General features: G+C 64.9%; 11 protein-coding genes. 3 read left to right on the top strand and 8 right to left on the bottom strand.

Going from position 1 to position 9,131, the window contains the following annotated elements:
- Nucleotides 1–124: 124 nt before the first annotated feature.
- Together rnhB and NKH59_RS04805 are read right to left on the bottom strand one after the other, a co-directional pair.
- Nucleotides 125–820, bottom strand: a complete 696-nt coding sequence (rnhB, locus tag NKH59_RS04810) for a ribonuclease HII (protein ID WP_352501990.1) — start codon at nucleotides 818–820, stop codon at nucleotides 125–127.
- Nucleotides 821–987: 167 nt separating this feature from the next.
- On the bottom strand, nucleotides 988–2,142 hold the full coding sequence (locus tag NKH59_RS04805; protein ID WP_254818651.1) for a PA0069 family radical SAM protein: 1,155 nt from the start codon (nucleotides 2,140–2,142) through the stop codon (nucleotides 988–990).
- 151 nt (nucleotides 2,143–2,293) lie between these two features.
- On the opposite strand from NKH59_RS04805, the gene NKH59_RS04800 reads away from it, so the two are divergent.
- Together NKH59_RS04800 and NKH59_RS04795 are read left to right on the top strand one after the other, a co-directional pair.
- Nucleotides 2,294–2,797: a glycosyltransferase gene (locus NKH59_RS04800; RefSeq protein ID WP_352830753.1), complete on the top strand. Its 504-nt coding sequence runs from the start codon at nucleotides 2,294–2,296 to the stop codon at nucleotides 2,795–2,797.
- Between the two features lie 188 nt (nucleotides 2,798–2,985).
- Nucleotides 2,986–3,960, top strand: a complete 975-nt coding sequence (locus NKH59_RS04795; protein WP_352830751.1) for a phytanoyl-CoA dioxygenase family protein — start codon at nucleotides 2,986–2,988, stop codon at nucleotides 3,958–3,960.
- 33 nt (nucleotides 3,961–3,993) lie between these two features.
- On the opposite strand, the gene moaB is transcribed toward NKH59_RS04795, so the two are convergent.
- From moaB to NKH59_RS04765, 6 genes are all read right to left on the bottom strand, one after another.
- The gene (gene moaB / locus NKH59_RS04790; protein ID WP_352540121.1) at nucleotides 3,994–4,536 is read right to left on the bottom strand and encodes a molybdenum cofactor biosynthesis protein B; all 543 of its coding nucleotides are present in this window, start codon (nucleotides 4,534–4,536) and stop codon (nucleotides 3,994–3,996) included.
- Nucleotides 4,523–5,425 carry a 4-(cytidine 5'-diphospho)-2-C-methyl-D-erythritol kinase gene (locus tag NKH59_RS04785; RefSeq protein ID WP_353021116.1) on the bottom strand — a complete coding sequence of 301 codons (903 nt, stop codon included), beginning with the start codon at nucleotides 5,423–5,425 and terminating at the stop codon, nucleotides 4,523–4,525. Before NKH59_RS04785 ends, moaB begins: the two co-directional genes overlap by 14 nt.
- Nucleotides 5,426–5,451: 26 nt before the next feature.
- The gene (locus NKH59_RS04780; RefSeq protein ID WP_023674078.1) at nucleotides 5,452–5,637 is read right to left on the bottom strand and encodes a membrane protein; all 186 of its coding nucleotides are present in this window, start codon (nucleotides 5,635–5,637) and stop codon (nucleotides 5,452–5,454) included.
- Between the two features lie 81 nt (nucleotides 5,638–5,718).
- Nucleotides 5,719–6,576: a S49 family peptidase gene (locus tag NKH59_RS04775; RefSeq protein ID WP_352501988.1), complete on the bottom strand. Its 858-nt coding sequence runs from the start codon at nucleotides 6,574–6,576 to the stop codon at nucleotides 5,719–5,721.
- A gap of 87 nt (nucleotides 6,577–6,663) precedes the next feature.
- Entirely contained in the window at nucleotides 6,664–7,464 is an 801-nt protein-coding gene (locus NKH59_RS04770) for a tRNA1(Val) (adenine(37)-N6)-methyltransferase (protein WP_352681120.1), read from the bottom strand.
- Nucleotides 7,464–7,688 (bottom strand): putative signal transducing protein, encoded by a 225-nt coding sequence (locus NKH59_RS04765; RefSeq protein WP_023674082.1) that lies wholly within the window; start codon nucleotides 7,686–7,688, stop codon nucleotides 7,464–7,466. The genes NKH59_RS04770 and NKH59_RS04765 overlap by 1 nt, the downstream gene beginning before the upstream one ends.
- 426 nt (nucleotides 7,689–8,114) lie before the next feature.
- Between NKH59_RS04765 and NKH59_RS04760 the strand changes: the two genes are divergently transcribed.
- Nucleotides 8,115–9,131: a polyprenyl synthetase family protein gene (locus NKH59_RS04760; RefSeq protein ID WP_352969372.1), complete on the top strand. Its 1,017-nt coding sequence runs from the start codon at nucleotides 8,115–8,117 to the stop codon at nucleotides 9,129–9,131.

Raw genomic sequence — 9,131 nt, 5'->3', positions numbered from 1 at the left:
AGTTCCCATCAGCCATCGCATCAAGAAATGCGCCTGGAACGACGACTATCTCATCAATGCCATCACTCATATGCGATAGCCCTGCTCGAGGGGGGAGATCCGCGCCTAGCCGCCTTCGCAAATGTCAATCCAAACCCGAAAAACCCTCTTCCTCCAGCACCTCGGTGCCGCCGAACCGGAACGGTGCGAAGGAGGCGCGGTGCAGCCGTGCCACTGGCCCGTGCAGATCGATCGCCGTGCGATGGCGGACAGTGGCGTAGCCCATATGCAGTTCGAAGCCGTAACGCGCATGATGGCTGCCGCAGCCGCACATCATGCGGTCGCGCATCACCTTGGCGACGATCGAGGCTGCGGCGATCGACTGCGAGCGCTGGTCGCCCTTGATCAGTGCTTTGCCCTCGCAGGGCAGGCCGGGCGGCACGTCGCGGCCGTCGGCCAGTGCCAGCTTCGGCCGGATTGACAGGCCGGCCACGGCACGGCGCATCGCCTCCAGGCTGGCCTTGAGGATGTTGGAGGCATCGATGCCTTCGGCGCTGACCGAGGCCATCGATACGGCGAGCGCGGAGCCGAGGATTTTCAGGAACAGCGCCTCACGCTGCAAATGCGTCAGCCGCTTGGAATCGTCGAGGCCGTCGGGGATGTTGGCGGGATCGAGCACCACCGCTGCCGCCACCACCGGCCCGGCGAGCGGGCCGCGGCCGGCCTCGTCCATCCCCGCCACCGGCCAAAGGCCTTCGGCCATCGCCCTCGTCTCGAACGAGAAGTCGGGTTTCTCGACGATTTCGAAGAGAAGCGGAGAATCGGAACGCGGGCGAGCCATGGTGCGGCGAGGTTCGCATCGGCTCCGATTCTCCGCAAGTCCCCTCCGGGTCGGGCGGGGCACCGGACCAGGAGGGGGCTACCGTCTGCAAGCCCGGGGACAGGACAGGCCGGACGGGATTTTTCGCCTGCTGCGGCCGCTTCAAGCGGCTGGCGCGAGACGCTTTGTCACAGCAGCATCAGCTGCTCGGTAGCCTTGGCGGCGGGGACGAACTGGTCGGTCCTGAGCGAGCGCCGCTCGGCGTTGAGGCCGAGCCGTTTGGCAGCTATCTCGAAACGCCGGCCGATCTGCCAGGCATAGGGACCGGAGCCTTTCATGCGCTTGCCCCATTCCGAATCGTAGTCCTTGCCGTCGCGCATCGAACGGATCAGCGACATGACGTGGCGATAGCGGTCGGGATAGTGGCGCAGCAGCCAGTCCTTGAAGATCGGCGCGACCTCCAGCGGCAGGCGCAGCAGCACATAGCCGGCCTCGCGCGCGCCCGCTGCCTGCGCCGAATCGAGGATGCGCTCCATCTCCGGGTCGGTCAGTCCGGGGATGATCGGCGCGACCATCACCGAGGCCGGAATGCCGGCATCCGAAAGCTGCCTGATCGCCTCCAGCCGCTTGGTCGGCGTCGACGCTCGCGGCTCCATCGTTCTGGCCAGCATCCTGTCCAATGTCGTCACCGACAATGCCACCTTGGCCAGCCCGCGTTCGGCCATGCGTGACAGAATGTCGATATCGCGTGTCACCAGCGCCGACTTGGTGACGATGCCGACCGGATGGCCGCGCGCCTCCAGCACTTCGAGGATCTCGCGCATGATCCGGTATTGCTTCTCGATCGGCTGATAAGGATCGGTATTGGTGCCGATGGCGATGGTGCGCGGCTGGTAATTATCCCTGGACAATTCCTTGTCGAGCAGCCGCGCCGCATCCGGCTTGGCAAACAGCTTCGATTCGAAATCCAGCCCCGGCGACAGGCCCATGAAGCTGTGCGTCGGCCGCGCGAAACAATAGACGCAGCCATGTTCGCAGCCGCGATAGGGATTGATCGAGCGGTCGAAGGAGATGTCGGGCGATTCGTTGCGCGTGATGATGGTGCGCGGCTTCTCGACCTGTACCTCGGTCTTGAACGGCGGCAGCTCCTCCAGCGAATTCCATCCATCGTCGAACACATGCCGGCTGACCGGCTCGAAACGGCCGGACGGATTGATGCCCGCCGACCTGCCGCGATTGCGGTCCGGACGGACACGCATGCCGCTCTGCTCGATCATCGCATTCGCCATTTCGGCCCTGCCAGCGCCGAAGGCTGCAATATCGGCACGCACGATCTGTTCCATCTTGGCCCTTTCCCAGGGACTGTCCGCCCGCTGTCGAATCGCTCTGCTCATGAATGTATTCCTATCGTATCGATGAGAACAAAGCAAGAACTTTCTCGCGGTGCGCCGCAAAAACTGGCGCTGCCCACCGCTTTCCGCTATTCGGCTAAACATGCTCAGCGTCCTGATCGAAACCCTGAATGACGAGGAGGGCCTTGCCCGCACGCTCGCCTCGCTGATCGGCGGCGCGGTCGAAGGCGTGGTGCGCGACGTTCTCGTCTGCGACACCGGCTCGACCGATCAGACGCACCGCGTCGCCGAACATGCCGGCTGCCACTATGTCAGCGGCGGCATCGCCGCCGGCATCAGGCAGGCCAAGGGCGACTGGCTGCTCTTGCTGGAACCGGGCGCGCGGCTGGGAGAGGGCTGGATCGACGAGGTCGCCGCCCATACCGCCAGGCAAACCATGGCGGCGCGGTTCTCGCGGGCACGCGGCAGCCGCACGCCGTTCCTGTCGCGCGTCTTTGCCGGAAATCGCGCTCTCGCCGAAGGCTTGGTGATCAGCAAGCGTCAGGCCGCGGCGCTGTCGAAGAACGCCCGCAGCGCCGAAGCGATCGCCCGCGGCCTGGCGACCAGGAGGCTCCACGCCGAGATCTGGGTCGCGCCGCGGAAGTGACGGCTTACCGTCCCGGTTATGGGAACTCCGCCCAAGCACATTTTCTGGCGGGTCGTCGTTTATTGTGCATTGCACAAAATCTGGCCGGGGGTTACCATTCCCGGCGATATGGGCGAATAGGGTTTGGGGTGTGCCGGAGCGGCGACGACTAACGTCGATGCTGTTCCCTCGACATTTTGAGGACCCCGATGACCCTTTCAAGCCCTGACAAGTCCGGCGCTGCAAGCCTCGAGGCGATCGCACGAAACGGCGGCACGCTGCGCCGCATCGCCGCCCGCATCCCGACCTATCTTTCCGACCTTCGCGAGAATCCGGCATGGCTGCCGATGTTCATGCTGGCCCGCACCATGCCGGCGCGGCGCCTGCACTGGCGCGGTGCAAAGCCCGTTCCGCCGGCGCGCAATGTCGGTGAAACGATGTTCGCCGGCGTCGATCGCGATGCCGTCGTCGGCGCGCTGCGGACGGAGGGGCTCTATTCGGGCCTGATGCTGCCGGCCGCCATCCATGAGGAGATTGTCCGCTTCGCCGAGCGCACGCCATGCTTCGGCAATTTCGACCGTCGGCTGGAATTCCTGCCCGAAAAACACGCCGATGCCGAAAAGCATTTCGGCCGCCCGCTGCTCAGCGGTCACTATTTCGAACGGGTCCTCGACTGCAACGCTGCGGTCGCCGTGCAGCGCGATCCGCTGCTTCTCGATATCGCAGCGCACTATCTCGGCAGCCAGGCCAAGCTGATCACCACCCGCGTCTGGTGGAGCTTTCCGACCGGTGGCGTCTCGGACGCCGACAAGAACATGGCCTCGCTCGGCAAATACCATTTCGACCTCGACGACTGGCGCATGCTGAAGTTCTTTTTCTACCTGGTGCCGGTCGACGCCGACACTGGGCCGCATGTCTATGTCCGCGGCTCCCATAACCGCCGCATCCTGAAGCATCAGCTGACGCTGCTGGTCGGCCATTCGGCGGAAGAGGTGCTGGGCGTCTACGGCGAGCAGAGCCCGGTCACGCTGACCGGGCCGGCCGGCCTCGGCTTTGTCGAGGATCCGTTCGGCTTCCATATGGGCACCGTGCCGACGCTCACGCCGCGGCTGATGATGGAGGTTGGCTTCGGCGTGTCGCCGCCGTCGCGCCGGCGTTTTCACGGCGAGCCGGTCATTCGCTAAACCGAGGTCGCTTGGCTGATACTTCGGTTCGTCTCAGCCGCGCCGCAAATGCTCGTCCAGCCGCGGCATGATCTCGACGAAGTTGCAGGGCATGTGCCGATAGTCGAGCTGCGGCTTCAAGATGCCGTCCCAGGCGTCCTTGCAGGCGCCGGGCGAGCCCGGCAGCACGAAAACGAAGGTGGCGTTGACGACGCCGCCGGTTGCCCGGCTCTGGATCGTCGAAGTGCCGATCTTGTCGTAGGAGATGCGGTGGAACACTTCGGAAAAGCCGTCCATGCGCTTTTCGAAGATCGGCTCCAGCGCTTCCGGCGTCACGTCGCGGCCGGTGAAGCCGGTGCCGCCGGTGGTGATGACGACATCAATCGCTTCGTCCCTTGACCAGCCCAGGACCTTGTCGCGGATCTTGTCGCGGTCGTCGGTGACGATGTCGCGGGCGGCCAGGACATGGCCGGCCTCGGCAATGCGGTCGGCCAGCGTCTGCCCGGATTTGTCGTCGGCGAGGCTGCGCGTATCGGAAACGGTCAGTACTGCGATGTGCACGGGAACGAAGGGGCGGCTCTCGTCAATCCTGGCCATGGGCATCAACCTCCGATGTCACGCTTCGCGTCGCCGCGACAAACCAGTCGGGATGGCGGCTGCGAATATCGACGGCCGCGCGCTTGGCCACATTGCCGGTCTCGAACAGCCCGAAGCAGGTGGCGCCGGAGCCGGACATCCTGGCAAAACCGGCTCCGGCCTTGTTGAGCACGGAAAGCGCCTTGCCGATCGCGGGCTGGATTGCGCGCGCCGCAGGCTCGAGATCATTGCGGGTGATCTCCAGCCAGTTGCGGATGCTGTGGAAGTCGAGGTTGCGCGGCAGCGGCGGCAGTCCCGCATTGTCGCGGCGGCCAAGCGCTTCGAACACGTCGGCCGTCGAGACGGCAGTGCCGGGATTGACGAGCACCAGACCCAGCGCCGGGAAACCCGGCACGAGCGTCAGCTCGTCGCCGATGCCGCGGGCTATCAGCGGCTTGGCTGCGAGGCACATCGGCACGTCGGCGCCGAGCGACAGGCCGATCCGCGCCAGTTCGGCATCGCCGATGTCGAGGCTCCAGGTCTGGACCAGGGCGCGCAGCACAGCCGCCGCATCGCTCGACCCGCCGCCGACACCGGACGCGACCGGCAGGTTCTTTTCGAGCCTGATGGCGACAGCCGGTGCGTGCTGGGGACCGGCCTCGCGCCGCAGTGCATCGCGGCCTCTCACCACCAGATTATTGTCGTCGACAGGCACCGCGGAGGCGTATTTGCCGGACATGGAAAACCCATCGCTGTCGGCAAGTTCCGTTTCGATGCGGTCGCCGAAGCGCGTGAACACAGCCAGGCTTTCGATCGTGTGATAGCCGTCGGCGCGCTGGCCGGTGACGTGCAGCGCGAGATTTATCTTGGCGTGCGCATGCGAAACCCGGATGCCGGCCTCGGCGTTCACTGGCTCGGCCGCGAGGGGGACGACGGTCAATCCTTGGCCAGACGGTATTCGCCGGTCTTCGGGTCCTTGACCAATGTTCCCATTGTACCGTTGGCGGCCTGCTTTTCGGTACGCCGCACCTTGGCGGTCACACGCTCGGCTTCCCTGACGAAGGAGCGGTAGCCGAAATAGGCGGCAATGCCGACGACGGCGAAGAAAATGATCTGCGGCATGTCAAACTCCTCCCTCGCAAGGCCGGCAAGGCCGCCGGTCGGGTCGGTTGATGATTTATGCTAGACGCTTTCACCGGCTTTTCAAAGCCCGAAGCGCGCCCACAGCGCGCGCTCTTCCGCCGCATCGATGACGCCGCTTGCCGCGGCGGCGGCGATATCGGGCGCCGAAAAGCTCGAGCCGAACAGGCCGAAGCGGCCGAACAGGCCGCGCGGCGCGGTGATCAGCTTGAGCTGGGTTTTCGGCCCGAAACGGCTCTTCAGCACGCTGCGCATGTCGCCGAGCGCATCGACCAGTCCGAGTTCAAGCCCCTTCTTGGCCGTCCAGAACAGGCCGGTGAACAGGTCGGGATCGTCCTTGAGCTTGCTGCCGCGCCTGTCCTTGACGAGGTCGATGAAGGTCTCGTGGACCTCGAGCTGCAGCGCCTTCAGGCGCTCGACGTCCTCCTTCTTTTCCGGCTTGAACGGGTCGAGCACCGCCTTGTTCTGGCCGGCGGTGTGGACGCGGCGCTCGATGCCGATCTTCTTCAACAGCTCCGGAAAGCCGAACGAGGCCGACACCACGCCGATCGAGCCGACGATGGAGGACGGGTCGGCAAAGATCTCGTCGCCGGCGACCGCGATCATGTAGCCGCCCGATGCCGCCACGTCCTCGACGAAAACCAGGACCTTCTTGTTCTTCTCGCTCGCCAGGTCGCGGATGCGCCTGAAGATCAGCCGCGACTGCACCGGCGAGCCGCCTGGCGAATTGATCGAGATGGCGACCGCCGGCGCGTCGAAGGAAAACAGCTTTTCGAGAAGGCCGGCGGTGGAAGCGAGCGACAGGCTCGGCCGGAACTGGCCGCCGCCGGGCATGATCGTGCCGTGCAGCCGGATGACCGGAATGGTGACGACGGCGGAGCGCCAGGATTTCGGCAGCAGGCGGTTGAAAAGGCGTTTCACGAGGGGGCGGTCTCCGGTCGATTTGCTTGACGCATGTAGGAATTCGCCGGCCAACGGCAATGCCGTCACCCCGGCAATCAGAATGGATCAGTCTCCGAAAAGCGACGCCAGCCCGTTATTGATCAGCTCTGCCCGCTCCGAAGGGCCATTGCCTGAATAGGCATGCAGCATCAGCGGTGGTTGGATCGACAGTTTGCCGCGTGCGCCGAGTGCTGCCCGGACGACGATGCGGATCGCCGCCGCTTCGGGGCGAGGATGGACGGCCAGCATCTCGGCATCGCCGAAGCGGCCGGCGATGGCATCGAGGATGGCGCCGAGCTGTTCCGGCCGGGCGATGACGGCCAGCCCGCCGCCCGGCCTGACCACCGCGGCCGCGCTGCGGATCCAGCTGTCGAACAGCCCGTCCTCCGAGACATGCGCGGCCTTTCTCAGCGGATCGGGCGTCGCGCGATCCTCGGCGGCATTGAACGGCGGGTTCATGATGACGAAATCGAAGCTGTTGTCCTCAAGTCCGGCGGCCGTTCGCGCCCGGCCCGACAGCGCGACATCGGCGACGAGCACCGAGGCGCGGTCGCTGAGATGCGCATTGCCGGGGTGGGCAAGCGTGGTGGTGGCGAAGGCCGCCATTTCCGGGGAACGCTCGACGAGCACGGCCGCGGCCCCGGGGCAGCGCGACAGGACCGCCAGGCCGGCCGCACCAGCGCCCGCGCCAAAATCGGCAAGCCGCCCGGCGAAGGAGGACGGCACGGCAGCCGCCAGCATCATCGCATCCATGCCGGCGCGGTGGCCCGCCTTTCTCGGCTGCACCAGCCAGAAGCGACCGCGATGAAAGGCATCGACCGTATGAGCCGGCATGTCCGGGACAAGGGCAGCGGGCGACGCGGACATTATTTTTGGCGGATCTCGTTAGCGATGCCGGCATCCGTCAGGATGCGCCGCGCCGCATCGGCCTTGTCGGCGTCCACCATGACACGGCGGGGCAGGATGCCGATCGAGCCGTCGAGGACGCTCATGTTCTGGTCGGCGACGAAACAGCCGATGCCGGCATCGCGCATGAGCGATTCGACAAACGAAATGATGACGGCGTCGTTGGTGCGGATGAGCTCTATCATCGGATTAGGGCCATGATCTATCGATATGGTCGAAATGGCGCCTGAAACGGCAAGAAGATGCGAGGAGAAGCGTGAAGGTCGGGGTCTTTCCCCCGGCCGAGCGGTTCGACGACGCAGCTTGCAGCCGTTTCGGCGTCCGGAGGATGTGGTCCATCTGCCCGGCTACTTTGTCGCGAAGGACTTGAAAGCCGAATGGCTTCCTGCGCCTTCGCTCCGCGTATCCGGACGGATGGCCTCACACCATTTCGATCATATCGATAGATCATGGCCCTAAACTCGCAGTTTGCGGCGTTGATGTAAACGTAGGCGTGATCATGTACCAGAGCCGGCGCGCCAATTCGCCTCTTGCCGCAGCAGTGGGTGACACCCTAGAGTCTGTCCAGGGACCATGTTGCCGTCGTGCATATCGAGGTTGGGAGTTTTGCCGTGGGTGTCGTTCTCAACATTGAAAACGGGAAGCGCGAAGCCGCCTCGATAAAGGACCTCATCGACCTGACAGCGGCCGACATGGGGCGCGTCAACAAATTGATCCTGTCGAAGGCCGGCTCCGATGTCGAGATGATCCCGGAGATTGCCAACCATCTGATCTCGTCGGGCGGCAAACGGCTGCGGCCGATGCTGACGCTCGCCGCCGCCCAGATGTTCGGCTATTCCGGCGACGGCCATGTCAAGCTCGCCACATCGGTCGAATTCATGCATACCGCGACACTTCTCCACGACGATGTTGTCGATGAAAGCGGCATGCGGCGCGGCAAAAAGACGGCGCGTATGATCTGGGGCAACCAGGCCAGTGTTCTGGTCGGCGATTTCCTGCTCGGCCAGGCGTTCCGGATGATGGTCGATGTCGCCTCGCTTGAAGCGCTCGATATCCTGTCGAGCGCTGCTTCGATCATCGCCGAAGGCGAGGTGATGCAGCTTGCCGCCGCCAAAAACCTCGAGACCACCGAGGACGAGCATTTCGCGGTGATCAAGGCCAAGACCGCGGCGCTGTTCTCGGCTGCCGCCGAGGTCGGCCCGGTCATCGCCCAGGCGACGCGCAACGATCGCGCAGCACTCCGCTCCTACGGCATGAATCTCGGCCTTGCCTTCCAGCTGATCGATGACGCGCTGGATTACGGCGGCACCAGCAAGGATCTCGGCAAGAACGTCGGCGACGATTTCCGCGAGGGCAAGGTGACGCTGCCGGTGATCCTCGCCTATCGGCGCGGCACCAAGGCCGAGCGCAGCTTCTGGAAACGCGCCATCGAGGACAATGCCGCCGACGATGCCGGGCTGGAAAAGGCCATCGGCCTGATGCTCCGCCACGGGGCGATTGCCGACACCATCGGGCGCGCCCGCCATTTCGGCGAGATAGCCCGCGACGCGCTGGCGCCGCTCGAGGCGACGCCGCAGAAGTCTGCACTGATCGACGTCATCGATTTCTGCATCAGCCGGGTGAATTGA

Source organism: Mesorhizobium sp. M0998 (assembly GCF_040318885.1).
Classification (GTDB): domain Bacteria; phylum Pseudomonadota; class Alphaproteobacteria; order Rhizobiales; family Rhizobiaceae; genus Mesorhizobium.
This window is presented reverse-complemented; position numbering and strand designations above follow the sequence as displayed.

What these genes read in the sequence shown, in the direction of transcription:
- NKH59_RS04765 (WP_023674082.1), bottom strand. Translation starts at nt 7,688, where the DNA reads ATGATAGAGCTCATCCGCACCAACGACGCCGTCATCATTTCGTTTGTC.
- NKH59_RS04805 (WP_254818651.1), bottom strand. Translation starts at nt 2,142, where the DNA reads ATGGAACAGATCGTGCGTGCCGATATTGCAGCCTTCGGCGCTGGCAGG.
- NKH59_RS04780 (WP_023674078.1), bottom strand. Translation starts at nt 5,637, where the DNA reads ATGCCGCAGATCATTTTCTTCGCCGTCGTCGGCATTGCCGCCTATTTC.
- NKH59_RS04770 (WP_352681120.1), bottom strand. Translation starts at nt 7,464, where the DNA reads ATGTCCGCGTCGCCCGCTGCCCTTGTCCCGGACATGCCGGCTCATACG.
- NKH59_RS04800 (WP_352830753.1), top strand. Translation starts at nt 2,294, where the DNA reads ATGCTCAGCGTCCTGATCGAAACCCTGAATGACGAGGAGGGCCTTGCC.
- rnhB (WP_352501990.1), bottom strand. Translation starts at nt 820, where the DNA reads ATGGCTCGCCCGCGTTCCGATTCTCCGCTTCTCTTCGAAATCGTCGAG.
- moaB (WP_352540121.1), bottom strand. Translation starts at nt 4,536, where the DNA reads ATGGCCAGGATTGACGAGAGCCGCCCCTTCGTTCCCGTGCACATCGCA.
- NKH59_RS04795 (WP_352830751.1), top strand. Translation starts at nt 2,986, where the DNA reads ATGACCCTTTCAAGCCCTGACAAGTCCGGCGCTGCAAGCCTCGAGGCG.